We start from the raw sequence: 19328 nt of genomic DNA on the forward strand, positions 1-19328 counted from the left end.
GCGGCGGTTTTGCAGCTGGGCGGCCGGGGCCCCTGGTGCGCGTCAACACAGGTTGGCGAGAGGCACGTACGGGCGGTTTCCAGCGGCGTCGTACGCCTCACGGAAGCCGACGCCCCCCGGGCGGCTGAGAGGCCCCGGCTTCTCCCCGGAAGCCGAGAGCTCCGGGCGGAGTCCGGCCGCTTCTCCGAGAGGTCCGGGGTGCCCACGCCCCCGGCGACACCGCGCCCCTTCCCCTCGACTCCGCCGTAGGGAACGCCGTAGAACGGCTCTCCCCCCGGTCGCCCGGGACGTCCGCGTCGGTCGTCTCCCGCCACCTGCGACGCCGCACTTGATCGCGGCTACCCGCATGGTGGGACGCCATCTCCGAGGCGCTCGAGGCAGCACGCAGCGGGGGCGGGAACGGGGCGCCCCCGCCTCAAGTGGCGGCGAAAAGGCGCCCACCGCCTTCCTGCCCAGCCCCCGAAGGTGCTTCGACATGGGCCGATACCGTCACGGCTCCGGACGAATGCCCCGCCCCTGGGCCGCACCGCTTCGGCCGCATCCACTCCGCCGCACCGCTTCGGCCGCATCGCCTGGTGCGGAAGCCGCCGCGCCCCACCCGGCGGACGCGCCCTCGCCGCGGTCACCACCGAGACACGCCCTCACCCAGCCGCCGGGATTCCGGCTTTCCCGCACCACCCCACCGAACCCCCTCCATCCAGCCTCCCAAATCACACTCCCCACAGCCGGCACGGTCCGCCGCTCAACCCGGCGGAGCCGCTCTTAGGGCGAGGGATGCGGGGGTGGGCACGGTGAGTGCCGGGTGAGTGGGGGCTGCCGAAGCCCGGCCCAATCGGGGCGAAAGCCGCGATGAACAGGTCCCTTGCTCCGATTCACCACCCCTGGGTCATCACACGGCACGATCCGCATTCCTATGATGGGCGCACGGCACCGCGGGCCGCTGCGACCAGGCAGCCCGAAGAGTGCAGATGCGGCGCGATGGTGGAGGGGTCTGATGACTCAGGGGGCCGGTCAGGGACCCGAGGCGGAGCGGACGGCGACGTTGCGTGACTTCCGGGTGCCCGCGTACGTCCACGAGACCGGTCCGTACGACCACGGCGCGCACCCCGGCAACGCCGCGCCGCCCCTCGATGAGCCGCTGGAGCATCCGGAGGGCTACACGCCCACCCAGCGCGATCTGCCCGTCATCAACCGTCGCGGTGACACCCTTCAGGTGGCCGTGGACCCGGCGGCCGTCCAGGCTCCGCTGCCCGCGACCGGGCCGGGCCCGCTGTTCGTCGTCGGCGACGTGCACGGCTACCTCGACGAACTGGTGGCCGCACTGCAGGAGAAGGGCCTGATCGACGCCGCCGGCAACTGGTGCGCGGGCACCGCCCGGCTGTGGTTCCTCGGTGACTTCACCGACCGCGGCCCGGACGGCATCGGCGTCATCGACCTCGTCATGCGGCTGTCCGCCGAGGCCGCCGCGGCCGGCGGATACTGCAAGGCCCTGATGGGCAACCACGAGCTGCTGCTGCTCGGCGCCAAGCGCTTCGGCGACACCCCCGTCAACTCCGGCGCGGGCACCGCCACCTTCCAGGCGGCCTGGCTGCTCAACGGCGGCCAGAAGTACGACATGGACCGCCTCCAGGACCACCACCTGCAGTGGATGGCCCGCCTCGACGCCGTCGAGGAGGTCGACGGCCACCTGCTCGTCCACTCCGACACCACCGCCTACCTCGACTACGGGGACTCGATCGAGGCGGTCAACGACACCGTCCGCGAGACGATCACGCGTAACGACGCGGACGAGGTGTGGGATCTGTTCCGCAAGTTCACCAAGCGCTTCTCCTTCCGCGACGAGGGCGGCGCGGACGCCGTCCGCTCCCTGCTCGATACGTACGGCGGCACCCGCATCGTTCACGGCCACAGCCCAATTCCCTATCTGCTGGGCGAAGTCGGCTCGGAGGACGGCGAGGACAACGGCGGTCCGCACGTCGAAGGACCGCACGTCTACGCCGACGGGCTGGCCATCGCGATGGACGGTGGCGTGACGATGGCCGGAAAACTGCTGGTCCAGCAACTTCCCCTGAATATCTGAGCGTTCCGGGGCCGGCCAGGGCCCCGTTCGGACACCTCGGCGACGCCGCAGGCCAGCGGCCAATTTCGGCAAACCCCCTGTCACCTCATGCCGTCGCCGCTCTACCATCGGTCTATCCGTAGCAGGCTCCCCTCCGTTTCTGCCCGACGGCTCGTTGGCATGCGAGCCCCAAGCCCTACGGAGCATCGGGGGATGCACATGAACAGCGTTCCGCAGCACCTGCACAGCGAGGACCGCCAGGAGTACGAGCGGATCCTCGACGAGGCGCTGCGCTCCGCACCACACCACCCGGAACTGGCCGCTGTGGGGCAGCGGCTCAACCCCGAACAGCTGCGCACCATGGCGCTCAACGCCTCCGCGCTCATCACGGTGGCCGCGGCGTCCGAGTACCAGCACTACATAAAGGTCCGCGAGGAACTGCGCCACCCCGCGCCGTCCACCCCGTCGTCCACGTCCGAGACCGGCTCCGCCGAGCCGGGCGCGACCGCGATGGGGCTCGCCACCACCATGGGGGAGGCGGCCCAGGCCGCCGAGGCCGCCGGGGCGGGCGCCGTCGCCGCCGTCCTCACCCCCGTTCTCGCCGGGACCGCCGCGGTGATCTTCCTGCTCGTGGGCTACCTCCTCAGGGCGCTGGACCCCGACCAGGCGTTCGCCAGGACCATGCTCACCGCCGGGTGGGCGTTCGGTGCCGTGGCCGTGGCCGCGATCCTCGTCGCCACCGTCGCGCTGCTGCTCGCCGCCCTGCGCAACCGGCCCTCCCTGGAGGCCGAACCGTACGGCGAGCTGAGCGAGGAGGTCGCCGCGGCCAGGGAGGCCTGGCGGGAGGCCCTGCTGGAACGCGGCATCCTGCCGTTCCTCCGGGAGGCACTCGCCGCCCCCGGTGCGGCGCCCGCCCTGCACACCGACCCGGTCCCGCCGACGGTCACAGGCCGCCTTCCGAAGATCGGCTACGACCGGCCGGGCTTCACCAGCCCGGACGACGGCCGTTCGACGGGCCCCCGCCCGAGCTTCAGCAGCCCGGACTACACGAGCCCGGACTTCGGCGGCCCGGAGAACCGGCCGGAATAGGCACTCGGCTTGCGCCCCCGCCGACCCTTGCCGAGGGGAGCGCAAGCCGTACGCCGGGCCTACAGGCAGGCAGGCAGGCCGACAGGCAGGCAGATGGTCTGTCAGTCGGCCAGTGGCAGATAGACCCGGTTGCCGCTCGCCGCGAACTCCTTCGACTTCTCCAGCATCCCCTCGGCGATCTCCTCCGCCGAGGCCCCGTCGGCCGCCCCACCACCGAACCGCTCGGTGATGCTCTGACTGATCTTCATCGAGCAGAACTTCGGCCCGCACATGGAACAGAAGTGGGCCGTCTTCGCCGGCTCGGCCGGAAGTGTCTCGTCGTGGAACTCCCGTGCCGTGTCCGGGTCGAGGGCAAGGTTGAACTGGTCCTCCCAGCGGAACTCGAAGCGGGCGTCGGACAGCGCGTCGTCCCATTCCTGTGCACCGGGGTGCCCCTTGGCGAGGTCGGCTGCGTGGGCGGCGATCTTGTAGGTGACGACGCCGGTCTTGACGTCGTCACGGTTGGGCAGGCCCAAATGTTCCTTGGGCGTGACATAGCAGAGCATGGCCGTGCCCCACCAGGCGATCATCGCGGCACCGATGCCGGAGGTGATGTGGTCGTACGCCGGCGCGACGTCCGTCGTCAGAGGGCCGAGCGTATAGAACGGAGCTTCATCACAGATCTCCTGCTGAAGGTCGATGTTCTCCTTGATCTTGTGCATCGGGACATGTCCCGGGCCCTCGATCATCGTCTGTACATGGAAACGCTTCGCGATCCGGTTGAGTTCCCCGAGCGTCCTCAACTCGGCGAACTGCGCCTCGTCGTTGGCGTCCGCGATGGAACCCGGCCGCAGCCCGTCGCCCAGCGAGTACGTGACGTCGTAGGCGGCGAGGATCTCGCAGAGTTCCTCGAAGTTCTCGTAAAGGAACGACTCCTTGTGGTGCGCGAGGCACCAGGCCGCCATGATCGAGCCGCCGCGCGAGACGATGCCGGTCTTCCGGTTGGCGGTGAGCGGGACGTACGGGAGGCGGACACCGGCGTGGACCGTCATGTAGTCCACACCCTGCTCGGCCTGTTCGATGACCGTGTCCTTGTAGATCTCCCAGGTGAGCTCCTCGGCCCGGCCGTCCACCTTCTCCAATGCCTGGTAGAGCGGAACCGTGCCGATCGGGACGGGGGAGTTGCGCAGCACCCACTCACGGGTGGTGTGGATGTTCCGGCCGGTGGACAGGTCCATGACCGTGTCGGCGCCCCAGCGGGTCGCCCAGGTCATTTTCTCCACCTCCTCCTCGATGGAGGACGTCACCGCCGAGTTGCCGATGTTGGCGTTGACCTTCACCAGGAACCGCTTGCCGATGATCATCGGCTCGATCTCCGGGTGGTTGACGTTGGCCGGCAACACCGCGCGGCCCGCCGCGATCTCCTCGCGGACGACCTCCGGAGAAACGTTCTCCCTGATGGCCACGAACTCCATCTCGGGCGTGATCTCCCCCCGGCGCGCATACGCGAGCTGGGTGACCGCCGCGCCGTCCCTGCTGCGACGCGGCAGGCGCGGCCGCCCGGGGAAGACCGCGTCGAGGTTGCGCAGACCGCCGCGCGGCGACGTGTGCTTGAGGCCGTCGTCCTCGGGACGGACCGGCCGGCCCGCGTATTCTTCGGTGTCCCCGCGGGCGATGATCCAGTTCTCGCGCAGCGGCAACAGCCCCCTGCGGACATCGGTGTCGGCGAGCGGATCGGTGTACGGGCCGGAGGTGTCGTACAGCGTGACCGACTGCCCGTTGGTGAGGTGCACCTGACGGACCGGCACCCGCAGGTCGGGGCGAGTGCCCTCGACGTAGCCCTTGTGCCAGCCGATGGACTTCCCGGCCTCCACGGTATTCGCGTCGACCTCTTTTTCGCTGGTCGCGTTCTGCGTGAAGGCAGGCGTGCGTGTGTCCTTGTTGGTCATGAGACCTACTCCCTACGCCGGCATTACCCGGTAACAGGTTCGGCGGTCGACGCAGCGGCTACCGCCTGCCGACGTTTCATGTGAAACATCACTCGAATCGAGAGACGTTCCACGTGAAACACCGCTAAGACGGAGGTCAGCGCCCTCTCAGCCCGGTGCTCCGAGCTCCCGCGTGTGCAAAGGTGCCTCCACGCTAGCGTCAATTCGGGCGCGGTGAACAGAGGGCCCCTGTCGTTCTTGCGATGATCGGTCGGTGACCACGACACACCAGCCCCCGTACCCGCCCCCCGAGCCGCCCCGTCGGCCGGGCTCCGGAAACGGCGCCGCCAGTGGCCCCGGTCCTGGCGGCGGCTCCGGAAACAGCCCCGGGAACGACCGCGATGTCCACAGCGGTCACGATGGCGAGCGTGATCACGGGCAGTACCCAGATCACGGACCGGGGTACGCCGGTGGATTGGGCGGGCTGGGTCGGCTGGGGCGCGGTGGAACCCCCAGGAGCCGGGCGCAGGACCCCGGCGGAGGCCCCGGCCCGGGGAACCAGGCGGGAGGCGGCAACGGGCGAGGGTACGGGTACGAACCTGAATACGGTCCTGGATACGGCCGTCGCGACGGTTCCGACGCGGACACCGGCGTCGGCACCGGCTACGGGGCCGGCGCCGGCCCCGAGTACGGATACGGCCGCAGGCGCGGCGAGCACGGTCATGGGCAGAATCCCGACCATGGTCATGGCGGTGACCCCAGGAACGGTCCCGGAAACGGCACCAGGCACGGCTCTGGCGAGGGACCTGGTGACGGCCAGGCACATGGCCCGGGCGACGAGCACGGGCACAGGCACGGGGGACACGGACACGGCCACGGGGAGCACGGGCACGGGCGACGTCACGATTCCGGCAACGGGCCCGGACCGGGGCCCGGAGATGGGCACGGTTCCGGGGGTGGTCACGGGCACAGTCACAGCCATGGCCCTGCGGCCCCCGTCTCCCAGCACCTGCGCAAGGTCATCGCGGCCATCCTCATCCCGTTCGGCGTGGCCGTGGTGGTCGGGCTCGTGGTGCTGTGGCCCGGTGGCGCGCCGGCGCACGAGCGCACGGGGGTCGGCTTCGACCGGCAGACCCAGCAGGCCACGGTCACCAAGGTCGTGAGCGTGAGCTGTGCGTCGGTGAACGCCTCGCGCGAGACACCGACCGGCGACACCTCCACGGCCGAGGGATCCTCCGCACAGCAGCAGGCGAGCGGATCCTGCAAGAAGGCCACGATCCGTGTGGACACCGGTAAGGACAAGGGTCGGACGTTCACCGAGATCGTCCAGCCGGACCAGTCACGGCAGTTGGAACAGGGCGAGAAGGTCGTGGTCGCCTACGAGCCCTCCGCGCCGAAGGACCTGCAGTACTCGGTCACCGACGTGAACCGCCGCGTCCCGATGACCGTGCTCGCCCTCATCTTCGCGGTCGCCGTCGTGGTCGTCGGGCGGCTTCGGGGCGTCATGGCGCTGGTCGCACTGGCCATCAGCTTCCTGCTGCTGAACTTCTTCGTCCTGCCCGCGATCCTGCAAGGCTCGAACCCGTTGGTCGTGGCGGTGGTGGGAGCGAGCGCCATCATGCTGATCGCGCTCTATCTGTGTCATGGTCTCTCGGCCCGCACCTCGGTCGCGGTGCTCGGCACGCTCATCTCGCTGCTGCTGATCGGCATCCTGGGTTCGGTGTTCATCGACTGGGCCGCGCTGACGGGCAACACGGACGACAACACGGGCCTGATCCACGGGCTGTACCCGTCGATCGACATGAGTGGTCTGCTGCTCGCCGGCATCATCATCGGCTCGCTCGGTGTCCTCGACGATGTGACGGTCACCCAGACGTCGGCGGTCTGGGAGCTGCATGAGGCGAACCCGTCGATGGGCTGGCGCGGGCTGTACCGGGCAGGCATCCGCATCGGCCGCGACCACATCGCGTCCGTGGTGAACACGCTCGTCCTCGCCTACGCCGGTGCCGCGCTGCCGCTGCTGCTGCTCTTCTCGATCGCCCAGAGCAGTGTGGGCGCCGTCGCCAACAGTGAGTTGGTCGCCGAGGAGATCGTGCGCACGCTGGTGGGGTCGATCGGCCTGGTCGCCTCCGTGCCCGTCACGACGGCCCTGGCCGCCCTCGTGGTCTCCGCCGACCGTCCGGGCGCCGCGACGGCCCCCGCCCTGGCCCCGGAGACGCATCCGGCGGCTACGGGGGTTACGGCAGGAGCGACGGCCGCGGGTCCCGCCCCGGGCCGTGGCGGCCGAGGCAGGCGACGCAAACGCTGAGCCGACCGGCACCCGGGAGCCGAACCGCACTGGCCGGCTCTCGGGCGTGCGCCCCGCTTCCCCCAACGCCTCGAGAAGAAGCGTTCCTGCACGGCCCCACCCATGACGAAGTGCTCCGTCACCCCTGCGCCGCCGACGTCTCAGCCGGCACTCTGCTCCTCGGCCAGGATCCGGTCCAGCGCTTCGTCCAAATGCGCGTCGAAGTCGGCGAGTGCACCCTCCTGGCCCAGCGGTACCAGCTTGTCGGTGCGGTCGAGAAACGCAACGAGGGGAGCCGCCGAGGAGCGGAACAACGCCTGGTCACCCCCGACCTGAAGCCGGATCAGAACCTCTCCCAGCACATCGGGATCGACGGGCGAGACACGGACGTCCCCTTCGCCGCACGCCCGGCCCACCCCGTCGATGAGCAGCTCACGCCCGAAGGCCCAGGTCACCGGGGCGTCACCGGGCAAGTGGAAGGTGAGTCGCACGGCATAGGGATCGCACGACTCGTAACCCAGCTCCACCGGGATGCGGAACGAGAGTTCCTCGGAGACGAGGAAGCTCATCATGACCTCTGCCTGTACTGCCTGTACGGACTCGCGCATCGCGTTACCCCGTCATTTGCTGTCGAATGGCCGGTAATCAACCCCTGACACTGCACCGCATCTTGCTGAACGTGCACAACAGATCACAAGGAGTGAGTTTTCAGATACTGATAGAGATCGCGATTGACCCCAGCGACCGTCCGACCTCGCTCTGCAGTTGCCGCGCCGCCGGGAGCAGGCGGTCGGCGTGATGGGAGGGGAGAGAGATCGCCATCGTCGCCGCCGTGGTGCCCACAGTGATCGGGATCGCGGCGCACACCGTACCCAGCGCGTACTCCTGCCGTTCGACGACCGGTTCCATGCGTCGCGTCCGTTCCAGACGCCGCAGCAGGGTGTGGTTGTCACGCACGGTGTACGGGGTGATCGACTGGGCCGGATAGCGGTCCAGGTGGTCGCGGCGGGCGTCCTCGTCCAGTTGGGAGAGCAGGCACTGGCCGATGGCGTGCGCGTGTCCGGTCTCACGGAAGTCGGCCCATTCCTCCACCGCCGGGTTGCCCGGGGTGTCGGAGACGCACATGATCTCGATCTCGCCGTTGCGGTATCGCGCGTAGTACACGGGGACACCGATCGAATCGCGCCATTGGGCGAGGGTGTCGGCGACCGTGCTGCGACGTTTCTGCGCCGCCCCGCTGCTGCCGAGCCGCTCGGCTGCCTCGCCGAGGAAGAACAGCCCCTTGTCCCGGCGCAGATAGCCCTCGTGCACGAGGGTGCGTAGGAGGTGGTAGGCCGTGGGCAGCGCGAGGCCGGTCTCCCGGGCGAGCTGCTTGGCCGGAGCCCCGTACTCGTGCTCGGCGACGGTCTCCAGCAAACGCATCGCGCGCTGGACGGAGCCGATCAGGGTGGCCGCGGGGTGGGGATGCTCGGCGCCGCCGCCGGGGCTCGGCGGGCGTTGAAGTGGGGGTGTGGAAGAAAGCGGACGGGCGGGGGGTGCGTACGGCTGTGCGGATGCGGTGTCAACCATGGCCAAGGGTCACTCCCGAAGCGCGAGGGGGCGGTCCGTGCGGGGGAACACGGGAGGGGTGTACGCCGCTCGCGGGGGTCGTCCCCGCGTCGAATTCCGGACTTTAACCGTCCGCCACCGCTTGCAGACGGGCTGTCAGGAAAACTTCCCCCGGCCGAGGGAACCGGTGATTCCTGTTACCGATCACCGGCCTCCCGGACCGCTCACCAGTCGCTTCGCGACGACGAACTCGACATGAACTTCCGTACGACGTAGATGAGTCCGCCGACCAGCGCCACGAAGACCAGCAGCTTGAAGAGCAGGCCGATCACGAACCCGACGACGCTGGCTATCAGCCCGCCGAACACGACCAGCGCGATGACCGGCACCGCAACCCACTTCACCCACCACGGCAGTCCCGCGAAGATCTCTCGCATCGCCCTTGTCCTCATCCTCTTCGGTCGATGTCCGGCACCCTTGTCGGGCCGGATCCCTTCGATGTCCTGCCATCGATGCTAGGTCCGAAGAGGGTGCCTACGGGGGCGTCGCGCCCCTTGTCCTCCCCTGACCGATCCCCTAGGGAACCCCGAGGCCCTGGATCGGCTGCGAGGCGGAGACGCTCAGCCCTCGGGCGGCGAGAACACCACCAGGACCCGGAGATCCTCACTGATGTGATGGAACTTGTGGGCGACGCCGGCCGGGACGTACACCACGCTGCCCCGTGCGACCTGTGTGGTCTCCATGCCGACGGTGATCGAGGCGCGCCCGCTCACGACGAAGTACACCTCGTCCTGGTTGTGCGGGTTCTGTGGATCATGCGTGCCGGCATCGAGCGCGTACAACCCGACGGACATGTTCCGCTCACGCAGAAACTGCAGGTAGGCGCCATCGTTGGCGGCTCGCTCCGCCTCCAGTTCATCCAACCGGAATGCCTTCATCGACCTTGTCCGCCCTCGTCCGGTGCTCGTTTGCGATCTCTCTGCCACGATCAGACACATGAAGAATTTCGTAGTCAAGACGATCGCCAACGCGGGTGCCCTGGCGGTCGCCGTCTGGCTGCTCGACAAGATCACTCTGACCGGTGACAGCACGGGCAAGAAGATCGGCACCCTCATCGTCGTCGCACTGCTCTTCGGCCTGGTGAACTTCCTGGTCAAGCCGGTCGTGAAGGTTCTGACCTTTCCCCTGTTCATCCTCACGCTCGGTCTGATCACCCTGGTGGTCAACGCCTTGATGCTGCTGCTGACCTCGTGGCTGGCCGACAAGCTCGACGTCAGTTTCCATGTGGAGGGTTTCTGGACAGCGGTCCTTGGTGGCCTGATCATCTCCGTCGTCTCCTGGGCGCTCAACGTCGTCCTGCCCGACGGGGACTGAGTCCGCGATGACCTACCGTGTCTGTTTCGTGTGCACCGGCAACATCTGCCGCTCGCCGATGGCCGAGTCGGTCTTCCGCGCGCGCGTGGCGGACGCCGGCCTCGACGAACTGGTCGAGGTCGACAGTGCCGGCACGGGCGACTGGCACGAGGGCGAGAACGCCGATCCGCGCACCCTGTCCGTCCTGGAGCAGCGCGGATACGCCCTCGACCACACGGCTCGACGGTTCGAACCGACCTGGTTCGCCCGCCTCGACCTCGTGATCGCGCTGGACTCGAGCCATCTCAAGGCCCTGCGGCTCCTCGCACCCACCGAGGAGGACGCGGCGAAGGTAAGGCTGCTGCGCTCTTTCGACCCTGCGGCCTGCGACGACCTCGACGTCCCCGACCCTTACTACGGGGGCCGGGACGGTTTCGAGGAGTGCCTTGAGATGGTGGAGGAGGCGAGCGCCGGTCTGCTCGCCGCGGTGCGTGACGACGTGGAAGGACAGGTGGCATGAACGATTCCGCTCCGAAGGGAGGGCCTGAGGGAGGCGACGGCGAGGGTACGCGCGCGGTGCGGGCCGGGCTGCCCGAGCCGGTGAAGTACGAGCCGACCCTTCCCGGTCCGGTGTTCGCGGCGCACTTCCACCTGCCCGGCGAGCCCACGGGCCCGTACACCTACGGCCGTGACGAGAACCCGACCTGGACCCATCTGGAGCGCGCCATCGGCGAGCTCGAGGCGCCGGGGCAGGACGGCGTCGAGACGCTCGCCTTCGCCTCCGGCATGGCCGCGATCTCGTCGGTGCTCTTCTCCCAGCTACGGGCCGGGGACACCGTCGTGCTGCCTGCCGACGGCTACCAGGTACTGCCCCTGGTGCGGGCGCAGTTGGAGGCGTACGGCATCGAGGTGCGTACCGCCCCGACCGGCGACGACGCCCAGCTCCATGTCCTGGACGGCGCGAAGCTGCTGTGGATCGAGTCACCGTCGAACCCCGGGCTCGACGTGTGCGACATCCGGCGGCTCGTCGAGGCGGCACACGCGCGTGGTGCGCTCGTGGCCGTGGACAACACCCTCGCCACCCCGCTCGGACAGCGTCCGCTGGAGCTCGGCGCCGACTTCTCGGTGGCCAGCGGCACCAAGCAGCTCACGGGCCACGGTGATGTCCTGCTCGGCTACGTCACCGGCCGGACCGGCGAGCCGATGACGGCCGTACGGCGCTGGCGGAAGATCGTCGGGGCCATCCCCGGGCCCATGGAGGCCTGGCTCGCCCATCGGTCGATCGCCACGCTGCAGTTGCGTGTCGACCGGCAGGGCGCCGGCGCCCTGGCCGTGGCCGAGGCGCTGCGGGGGAGGCCCGGGGTGAGCGCCCTGAGGTACCCGGGGCTGCCCGACGATCCCTCCCACAAGGTCGCCTCGCAGCAGATGCGGCGCTATGGGTGCGTGGTCTCCTTCACGCTGCCCACGCGCGCGCGTGCCGAGCGTTTCCTCGAGGCGCTGCGCCTCGTGGACGATGCGACCAGCTTCGGCGGGGTGCGCTCCACCGCGGAGCGGCGCGGGCGCTGGGGCGGGGACGCGGTGCCGGAGGGCTTCATCCGGCTCTCCGTCGGCGCCGAGGACCCCGAGGACCTGGTGGCGGATGTGCTGCGCGCGCTGGCGGAGTCGGCGCGGTGACCGGCTTACGCGCGCGCCTACGCAGTCCCGCTCAGCACAATGGACGGTCCGAGCCTCCCCCCTCGTGGCTCGGACCGTCCTTGGTTCTGCGCGCGAAGAACCGTGCGAACAAGGCTAATTGACTCTGTGTCAGTGTCCAATCACTGGAGCGACACAGACCTATCGACTTATTTATAGTTGGGCCCTGCCTCGGAGCCGGAGGAAAGAGCGAGGAAAGAGCTGGGAAGGGGGAGGACACTCCATGGATCTGGCCTTGCTCCGCACCTTCGTGACCGTGCACCGGGCCGGCTCCTTCACCCGCGCCGCCGCTCTGCTGGGTCTGTCCCAGCCGGCCGTCACCTCCCAGATTCGCACGCTGGAACGGCAGCTCGGCCGCCCCCTGTTCCTGCGCCAGGCCCGCGGGGTGACGCCGACGAGCATCGGGGACGAGCTGGCCCACAAGGCCGCCCCTCACCTCGACGCCCTCGTCGAGATCGCTGAGACCGGCCTCAATGACGAGTCCGCCTTACGGACGCTGCACCTCGCCGGTCCTCTCGAGTTCACCGCCGAACGGGCTCTCCCCGCGCTCACCGAGCTGTCCGGCGCCGACGGACAGGGGTTCGCCCTGCGCGCCTCCTTCGGAAACACGGAAGATGTCCTGGAGGGCCTGGCGGCCGGACGCCACGACCTGGCCATCAGCACGGCTCGGCCGCGCGGAGCGCTGCTCACGGCCACCCTGCTGTGCGACGAGGAGCATGTCCTGGTCGCCGCCCCGCAGTGGGACGAACGGATCGACGCGGGGAAGCTGTGCCGCAAGGGCGCGTCCGCACTGGAGAACCTCCCTGTCGTCGAGGTCCACGAGTCGCTGCCTCTCGTCTCCCGCTACTGGGCCTCCGTCTTCGACTCCCGCCCCACCGCCTCGGGCACCGTCATCGTGCCCGACCTGCGCGCGGTGCTCGCCTGCACGATCGCGGGCGCCGGCCTGGCCGTTCTGCCCCGCTATCTGTGCGCGACCGCTTTCGAACGTGGTGACGTCGTAGCGCTGCACGAGCCGGCGGTGCCGCCGCTGCGGACATACGTCCTGGTGGTGCGCACCGGAACGCTGGCGATGCCGCATGTCGCACGGGCCCACGCGTGGTTGCTGGAGGCAGCCGCCGAGTGGTGCTGAGCCGGCTCCCGGTAGGAGGTCACGGCATGAGCTCGCCCGGTGACGTTTCGCGATGTTTCACGTGGAACCAGCCGGGCCACATTTCTCCCATGACCGTCCGACCCGTGGTCAAGCGCACCGCACGAGCCGTTCTGCTGGACGGCGACAACCTGATCCTGATCAAGCGCACCAAGCCCGGTGTGGATCCCTACTGGGTCACGCCCGGTGGCGGGGTCGAGCCCGATGACGCAACCGTCGTGGACGCCTTGCACCGTGAGGTGCACGAGGAACTCGGCGCCAAGATCACCGACGTCGTGCCCTGCTTCGTCGACACCGTCGAGCACATCGGCGACGACGGCGGCGCGACCGGCGTCAAAGTGCAGCACTTCTTCGTCTGCCACCTGGAGTCCATGGACCCGTCCCAGCGGCACGGCCCCGAGATCGAGGAACCCGCCGGCGAGTACGAGATCGTCCGCGTACCGTTCACCCGGGTCGGAATCGCCTCCGTCCATCTCGTGCCGCTGTCCCTGCGGCACTACCTCGACGGCAACATCGAGGGCGTCCGCGCCATGCACGCTCCCGACCTCGGCTGACCACAGGGCAACGGGTCAGCTCCCGGCGGCGACGAGTTCCTCGACGGAGTCGTGGCGTATCCGCTCGGCGGGGATGCCGACACCACGCAGGGCGTCCACGCCGCTGCGGATCATGCCGGGCGGACCGGAGACATAGGCGTCGTATCCGGTCCAGGGACCGAAGGTGCGTATCGCTTCGGGCAGCTGGAGCAGACCGTGCCGGTCCACCACCGGGCGCACCTCCAGCCAGGGGTGGGACCGCTGGAGTCTGAGCATCGTGTCGAGGTCGTACAGGTCGTGGTCGCTGCGGGCTCCGTAGAACACCTCCACCGGACGGCGGGCGCCGTGCTCGGCGACGTCCTCGACGAGTGCCTTGATGGGGGCTATGCCGGTGCCGCCGCCCAGACAGAGCAGTCCGCTGTCCCTGGTGTGATCGACGGTCATGGAACCGGCCGGCGGCCCGAGCCGGATGACGTCGCCCGGCCGTGCGCGGTGCACCAGGGCGTTGGAGACCCAGCCCGCGGGGACGGCCTTCACGTGGAGCGTCAGCAGACCGTCGGAGCGCGGCGCCGAGGCGAAGGAGTAGTGCCGCCAGATCCGCGGCCACCACGGCGTTTCCAGGCTCGTGTACTGCCCGGCGAGGAACGGGTAGGGCTGATCGGGGCGGAGGGTGAGGATGGCGACATCCGGCGTCCGAAGGTCGTGGGAGACGACCTCCGCATACCACCACGCCGGCGCGCGCAGTTCGTCGGCGGCCGCCGCGTCGATCATCACCTGGGAGATCGTGGTGTAGGTCCGGACCCAGGCCGCCTCCGTCTCGGCGTCCCACACGGAGTCGGCGTACTTGCTCAGCGCGCCGATGAGGCACTCGCCGACGGCCGGGTAGTGCTCGGCCCGGGTGCCGTACTTACGGTGGCCACGGCCGAGGTTCCGCAGGTACTCGACGAGGACCGGGGTGTTGTCGATGTGCTCGGCGGCGGTGAGCAGGGCCTTGAGGAGCCGGTCCCGCTGGGCGTCCATCGCGGGCGGGAAGAGCGAGCGCAGGTCGGGGTGGCGGACGAAGAGCATCGCGTAGAAGTACGACGTGACCTTGTCGGCCACCGGGGCCACCTCGGCCATGGTGCGCCGGATGAGGATGGCGTCCGGCGACGCGTCCGTGTCGGGTGCGGACCGTTGGGCGGGCACGAGGGGTTCAAGGGGCGAGACAGTGAGTTGCTGCGCGGGAGGATGCGAGTTCACGGGCGCTTGCGACTCCTCGGGGGCCTGCGGTTGGACGGGCGCCTGAGGCGGGGAGGGGTCCTCCTGCCGGGCGGGCGTCCAGGGCTCCACGGAGGTGTGTGCCTCGACCGGGTTCGAGGTGTCGAGGGGCGAGGGCGGTTCGGTCAGCGACTGGGGAGGTGCGCCCGCGGCGGCGGCCGTCGCGGCGGGGGGCCTCGGGCCCGGCGGTATTCGAGGCCCGGAGTCCGTGGTGCCCTCCTCGGGTGCGCCGGCGTGGGAGTCGGTCGCGTTCCGGCCCACCGGGCGTAGCGCGGCCAGACGGCGGCCCCCTGAAGTCCCCTGCTCGCCCCCCGCAGCCGGTTCCGGCTGCTTACGCGGTGTGAACCATCCGTCCCCGCCGCCGGACGTGCCGTTGTCGGCCGACCTGGTGGTCGGAGCGTCCATGGTGTGCCTCGCCTCGAACATCATTCGATCGGTCTGCGCACTTCCTGGATCGGAAGGTGCCTGCTTTCCCCGCAGACGGCTTGCTTTCCCCATCGGTTCCGCAACCGCGACAGCCGCGGTCCACCCGTATTTCCGCCCCGCGAACACGTAAGGCGAGAGCGTGACATGGGGCGCAGCGCTCTCACCGCAGCATCCCATCCTGTGAGGGCGCCTCGGTCGCATCACCGGAAATGCGGGTCCTCGATCTCTCCGTCCCGTTAGGCTGCATTGCCCTGCTCTCGGCTCGCACGGAATGTGCACCACGTCAGGCGCATCTCGTCCCGGAAGCGAACCGGAGTCGACCATACCGGCCGCGGCTCGCGGCACAAGTCCCGCCTTCCCTCGTGGAACAGCGCCTTTGCTCGACCCCTCTGTTTCACGTGAAACATGCCATCACGGTCGACGTACTGCGCAGTGGCCGCAGCATGGCTAAAAGCACGTATGTCCACGGGGAAACCGGTGGACGCCGACGGCGCCGGTCGTACAGCCTGACCTGCGTGCCGACTCCTCCCCTCACCGCTCTACCCATCCGCCGTCTGACGCATCGGGACCTCACCGCCTGCGCCGACTTGTCCGAGGATCGGGGGTGGCCACGCGAGGAACACAAGTGGGGCCTCCTCCTCTCGGCCGGCAAGGGATACGGCATCGACGACCCCGACGGGGGGCTCGTCAGCGCCTGCGTCGTCACCGAGTACGGCCCGTACGGCAGTCCCGCTCTCGGCGCCATCGGCATGGTGCTGGTCGCTGAGCGGCACGCCCGGCAGGGTGTCGGCCGGCGGCTGATGCGCCATGTCGTCTCCGTGATGGGTGCCACCCCTCTGACGCTGCATGCCACACCGAACGGACGTCCGCTCTACGAGGAACTGGGCTTCAAGTGCAGGGGCCGGGCGGAAATGGTGCGAGGTCATTTCAGGCCGGACGAACGGGCTCCAGGCATCGCCACCCGTGCGGCCACTGCCGAGGACCTGTCCTCGATCCTCCGGCTCGACGAGGAGATCTTCGGCACCGATCGCACGCACATGATCACCCGCTTGCCCGCCTTCGCCGACCAGTTGCGGGTCGCCGAGGACAAGGGCCGGATCATCGGCTACGCGGCCGCGTGGCCCAACATGGATACCCAGGTCGTGGGCCCGCTGATCGCCCGGGACACGGCGACCGCGAAGGCCCTTCTCTCCTCCCTCGCCGCCCACGCGGACCGACCGCTGCGCACCGACATCGACGTACGGCACGAGGAACTGCTGACGTGGGTGAAGGCACGTGGGCTGGAGCCCGTTGCCTTCAACTCCGTGATGACCTACGGGATCACGGAGTTGCCGGGCGACTGGCGCCGCCGCTTCGCCCCTCTGACGGTCGCGGCTGCCTGAGGACACGCGGACTGAAAGAACGCCGACTCCCCTGTTACCCGGGAAGTCGGCGTTCTTCGTGGACTGCCGCTGTCAGACGAGTGTCTCCACGGCGGTCATGGCGATTTCGTGGTCCTGCTCCGGGGCCCCGCCTCCGGCCCCGATCGCACCGATCAGTCGGCCGTCGCGTCGAACAAGGGCGGCCGGCGAACGGACCGAGTTCAGCGCCGGGCGGCCGTCTGCCGCCCGACGGGCTTGCCACCCGCGACGACGGCGCTGGGAACGCCCGAGGCCCGGTCGCGGCGTTCCAGGGCGGCCGAGACGAAGGCGAGGAGCAGGGCGCTCGCGGCGAGGGCGGCGCCGACCCAGTTCGGCGCGGTGTATCCCAGGCCGGCCGTGATGACGAGTCCGCCGAGCCACGCGGACAGTGCGTTGCCGAGGTTGAAGGCGCCGATGTTCACCGCCGAGGCCAGGGTCGGGGCTCCGTGCGCCTGGTCCAGGACGCGCTTCTGCAGGGGCGGGACGGCGGCGAAGCCCAGGGCGCCGATCAGGACGATCGTGAGGGCCGCGAGGATCTTGTTGTGGGCGGTCACCGTGAAGAGGGCCAGGACGACCGCCAGGGCACCCAGCGAGGCGTACAGCATGGGCATCAGGGCTCGGTCGGCGAACTTTCCGCCGATGAGGTTGCCGCCCACCATGCCGAGGCCGAAGAGAACCAGCAGCCAGGTGACGGAGCCGTCGGCGAAGCCGGCCACATGGGTCATCATCGGCGAGATGTAGGTGATGGCCGCGAAGACGCCGCCGAAGCCGAGGACGGTCATCGCCATGGCGAGCAGGACCTGGGCGTTCTTGAGGGCGGCAAGCTCGTGCCGCAGGTGGACGCCCTCGACCCGGGGCAGCTCGGGCACGAGCTTGGCGATGCCGACCAAGCCGACGACGCCGAGCGCGGCGACGACGGCGAAGGTGACGCGCCAGCCGACGTTCTGGCCGACGAGAGTGCCGAGCGGGACGCCGACGACGTTGGCGACGGTGAGGCCGGTGAACATCATCGCGATGGCCCCGGCCTTCTTGTCGGCGGCGACCAGCTCGGCCGCGACCACCGAGCCGATGCCGAAGAAGGCGCCATGGGCGAGGGAGGCGACCACACGGCCGATCAGCATGACGGTGAAGGTGGGGGCAACGGCGGAGAGCAGGTTGCCGACGATGAACAGAACCATCAGCAGCATCAGCATTCGCTTGCGGGCAACCTTGGTGCCGAGGGCGGTCATGAGCGGAGCTCCGAACATGACCCCGAGCGCGTAGCCGGTCACGAGGAAGCCGGCCGTGGGAATGGAGACCCCGAAGTCACTCGCGACCTCGGGGAGCAGGCCCATGATCACGAATTCGGTGGTTCCGATTCCGAAGGCCCCGATCGCGAGGGCCAGAAGCGCGAGAGGCATAGGAGGTGACACCTTCCGAGAAGATTGCACGAGCGCTTAGCGCGTGTTCACAATAGTTGCATACGCGGGTTAAGTGCAACCGCCGTCTATTTCGAAGTTGTTCTATCCTGGTGTCAGCCGCTCCGGGACCGAGGAGAACCCAATGACTGCGACGGACCCCGCGCTCACCGCCCTCTCCCAGAGTTGGTGCGCCCTCTCCCTGCTGCACGGGAGGATCGAGGCCCACATCGAGCGCGCACTGCAGGCACGCCACGACCTGAGCGTGCGCGAGTACTCCCTGCTCGACGTGCTCAGCCGACAGCACGACGGCGACGGCGGGCATCTGCAGATGAAGCAGGTGGCCGACGCGGTCGTTCTCAGCCAGAGCGCCACCACCCGCCTGGTGACCAGGCTCGAGGACCGCGGCCTGCTCGAGCGCTACCTGTGCCCCACCGACCGCCGCGGCATCTACACCAACGTCACCGAAGCCGGTCTGAAGCTGCTCGCCGAAGCCCGCCCGACCAACGACGCCGCCCTGCGCGAGGCGCTCGACGAAGCCGCGAAGAACCCGGAACTGGCCCCGCTGGTGCAGGTCGTGGAGTCACTGAAGGCACCCGCCGCCTTGGGTGCATAGGGTCGCGGGCATGGAAGATCTTGAAATAAGGGCGGCCGTCGCCGAGGACATCCCCGCGATCGTCGGCATGCTCGCGGACGACCCCCTGGGCGCACAGCGTGAGTCGCCGGACGACCTCAGCCCGTATCTGACCGCGTTGGAACGGCTCACCGCCGACCCGAATCAGCACCTGGTCGTCGCTGTCCGCAAGGGGCGCGTCGTCGGCACCCTCCAACTGACGATCGTCCCGGGCCTGTCCCGCCGCGGCTCGACCAGGTCCATCATCGAGGGCGTGCGGGTGCACGCCGACGAGCGCGGCAGCGGCCTGGGCACGCGGTTCATCGAGTGGGCGGTGGAGGAATCCCGCCGGGAGAACTGCCAGTTGGTGCAGCTGACCTCCGACACCACACGCACCGACGCCCATCGCTTCTACGAGCGGCTGGGTTTCGTCGCCTCACACGTGGGCTTCAAGCTGCAGCTCTGAAGGCTCGGCGTGCCGGGAGAAACGTTCCGGGGGGGGGGGGGGGGGGGGGGGGGGGGGGGGGGAGCGGCGACCACCCGCCGCCCGCGGCGACGGGCGGCGCCCCCCCCCCCCCCCCCCCCCCCCCCCCCCCCCCCCCGCCCCCCCCCCCCCCCCC

At 69.5% G+C, this 19328-nt stretch carries 18 protein-coding genes, 1 pseudogene and 1 riboswitch; of the genes and pseudogenes, 11 read left to right on the forward strand and 8 right to left on the reverse strand.

Going from position 1 to position 19328, the window contains the following annotated elements; all coding sequences use genetic code 11:
- The first annotated feature begins 994 nt into the window (after window positions 1–994).
- Both ACIBTS_RS28300 and ACIBTS_RS28305 read left to right on the forward strand, forming a co-directional pair.
- The gene (locus ACIBTS_RS28300; protein WP_319676833.1) at window positions 995–2080 is read left to right on the forward strand and encodes a metallophosphoesterase; all 1086 of its coding nucleotides are present in this window, start codon (window positions 995–997) and stop codon (window positions 2078–2080) included.
- 192 nt (window positions 2081–2272) lie between these two features.
- On the forward strand, window positions 2273–3148 hold the full coding sequence (locus ACIBTS_RS28305) for a hypothetical protein (protein WP_319676834.1): 876 nt from the start codon (window positions 2273–2275) through the stop codon (window positions 3146–3148).
- A gap of 101 nt (window positions 3149–3249) precedes the next feature.
- Here the strand turns inward: ACIBTS_RS28305 and thiC are convergent, their stop codons facing one another.
- Window positions 3250–5076, reverse strand: coding sequence for a phosphomethylpyrimidine synthase ThiC (gene thiC, locus ACIBTS_RS28310; protein ID WP_399323056.1), 1827 nt, complete (start codon window positions 5074–5076; stop codon window positions 3250–3252).
- A riboswitch (TPP riboswitch) is annotated at window positions 5069–5258 on the reverse strand. (Overlaps the previous gene by 8 nt.)
- A 272-nt stretch (window positions 5259–5530) precedes the next feature.
- On the opposite strand from thiC, the gene ACIBTS_RS28315 reads away from it, so the two are divergent.
- Window positions 5531–7363, forward strand: coding sequence for a YibE/F family protein (locus ACIBTS_RS28315; RefSeq protein ID WP_399323058.1), 1833 nt, complete (start codon window positions 5531–5533; stop codon window positions 7361–7363).
- A 140-nt stretch (window positions 7364–7503) separates the two neighbouring features.
- On the opposite strand, the gene ACIBTS_RS28320 is transcribed toward ACIBTS_RS28315, so the two are convergent.
- From ACIBTS_RS28320 to ACIBTS_RS28335, 4 genes are all read right to left on the reverse strand, one after another.
- Window positions 7504–7950 carry an SsgA family sporulation/cell division regulator gene (locus tag ACIBTS_RS28320; protein WP_079661209.1) on the reverse strand — a complete coding sequence of 149 codons (447 nt, stop codon included), beginning with the start codon at window positions 7948–7950 and terminating at the stop codon, window positions 7504–7506.
- A 100-nt stretch (window positions 7951–8050) separates the two neighbouring features.
- Window positions 8051–8917: an IclR family transcriptional regulator gene (locus ACIBTS_RS28325; protein ID WP_399323060.1), complete on the reverse strand. Its 867-nt coding sequence runs from the start codon at window positions 8915–8917 to the stop codon at window positions 8051–8053.
- 197 nt (window positions 8918–9114) lie between these two features.
- On the reverse strand, window positions 9115–9327 hold the full coding sequence (locus ACIBTS_RS28330) for a DUF5326 family protein (protein WP_079661208.1): 213 nt from the start codon (window positions 9325–9327) through the stop codon (window positions 9115–9117).
- Window positions 9328–9510: 183 nt separating this feature from the next.
- Window positions 9511–9828, reverse strand: coding sequence for a cupin domain-containing protein (locus ACIBTS_RS28335; protein ID WP_079661207.1), 318 nt, complete (start codon window positions 9826–9828; stop codon window positions 9511–9513).
- Between the two features lie 58 nt (window positions 9829–9886).
- Here ACIBTS_RS28335 and ACIBTS_RS28340 point away from each other — a divergent pair, with 58 nt between their 5' ends.
- From ACIBTS_RS28340 to ACIBTS_RS28360, 5 genes are all read left to right on the forward strand, one after another.
- Entirely contained in the window at window positions 9887–10264 is a 378-nt protein-coding gene (locus ACIBTS_RS28340) for a phage holin family protein (protein ID WP_319337401.1), read from the forward strand.
- A 7-nt stretch (window positions 10265–10271) separates the two neighbouring features.
- On the forward strand, window positions 10272–10763 hold the full coding sequence (locus ACIBTS_RS28345) for a low molecular weight protein-tyrosine-phosphatase (RefSeq protein ID WP_399323063.1): 492 nt from the start codon (window positions 10272–10274) through the stop codon (window positions 10761–10763).
- Window positions 10760–11917, forward strand: coding sequence for a cystathionine gamma-lyase (locus tag ACIBTS_RS28350; protein WP_399323064.1), 1158 nt, complete (start codon window positions 10760–10762; stop codon window positions 11915–11917). The genes ACIBTS_RS28345 and ACIBTS_RS28350 overlap by 4 nt, the downstream gene beginning before the upstream one ends.
- 241 nt (window positions 11918–12158) lie before the next feature.
- On the forward strand, window positions 12159–13064 hold the full coding sequence (locus ACIBTS_RS28355) for a LysR family transcriptional regulator (protein ID WP_399323065.1): 906 nt from the start codon (window positions 12159–12161) through the stop codon (window positions 13062–13064).
- A gap of 89 nt (window positions 13065–13153) precedes the next feature.
- The gene (locus ACIBTS_RS28360; RefSeq protein WP_079661202.1) at window positions 13154–13636 is read left to right on the forward strand and encodes an NUDIX domain-containing protein; all 483 of its coding nucleotides are present in this window, start codon (window positions 13154–13156) and stop codon (window positions 13634–13636) included.
- Between the two features lie 15 nt (window positions 13637–13651).
- Here ACIBTS_RS28360 and ACIBTS_RS28365 read toward each other — a convergent pair whose 3' ends face one another.
- A complete protein-coding gene (locus ACIBTS_RS28365) occupies window positions 13652–15298 on the reverse strand; it encodes a globin domain-containing protein (protein ID WP_399323066.1) in 1647 nt (548 codons plus the stop codon).
- 515 nt (window positions 15299–15813) lie between these two features.
- Here ACIBTS_RS28365 and ACIBTS_RS28370 point away from each other — a divergent pair.
- Window positions 15814–16680: a GNAT family N-acetyltransferase gene (locus tag ACIBTS_RS28370; RefSeq protein ID WP_399323067.1), complete on the forward strand. Its 867-nt coding sequence runs from the start codon at window positions 15814–15816 to the stop codon at window positions 16678–16680.
- Window positions 16681–16752: 72 nt separating this feature from the next.
- Here ACIBTS_RS28370 and ACIBTS_RS28375 read toward each other — a convergent pair.
- Window positions 16753–16854, reverse strand: a pseudogene (locus tag ACIBTS_RS28375) (heme-binding protein); the annotation flags it as partial.
- A 26-nt stretch (window positions 16855–16880) separates the two neighbouring features.
- A complete protein-coding gene (locus tag ACIBTS_RS28380) occupies window positions 16881–18098 on the reverse strand; it encodes an MFS transporter (protein WP_399323069.1) in 1218 nt (405 codons plus the stop codon).
- A gap of 142 nt (window positions 18099–18240) precedes the next feature.
- Here ACIBTS_RS28380 and ACIBTS_RS28385 point away from each other — a divergent pair, with 142 nt between their 5' ends.
- On the forward strand, window positions 18241–18711 hold the full coding sequence (locus tag ACIBTS_RS28385) for a MarR family transcriptional regulator (RefSeq protein WP_319337420.1): 471 nt from the start codon (window positions 18241–18243) through the stop codon (window positions 18709–18711).
- A gap of 10 nt (window positions 18712–18721) precedes the next feature.
- Entirely contained in the window at window positions 18722–19174 is a 453-nt protein-coding gene (locus ACIBTS_RS28390; RefSeq protein ID WP_399323071.1) for a GNAT family N-acetyltransferase, read from the forward strand.
- Window positions 19175–19328: the final 154 nt, after the last annotated feature.

It is taken from the genome of Streptomyces sp. NPDC050121, from assembly GCF_044460385.1.
Lineage (GTDB): Bacteria > Actinomycetota > Actinomycetes > Streptomycetales > Streptomycetaceae > Streptomyces > Streptomyces soliscabiei.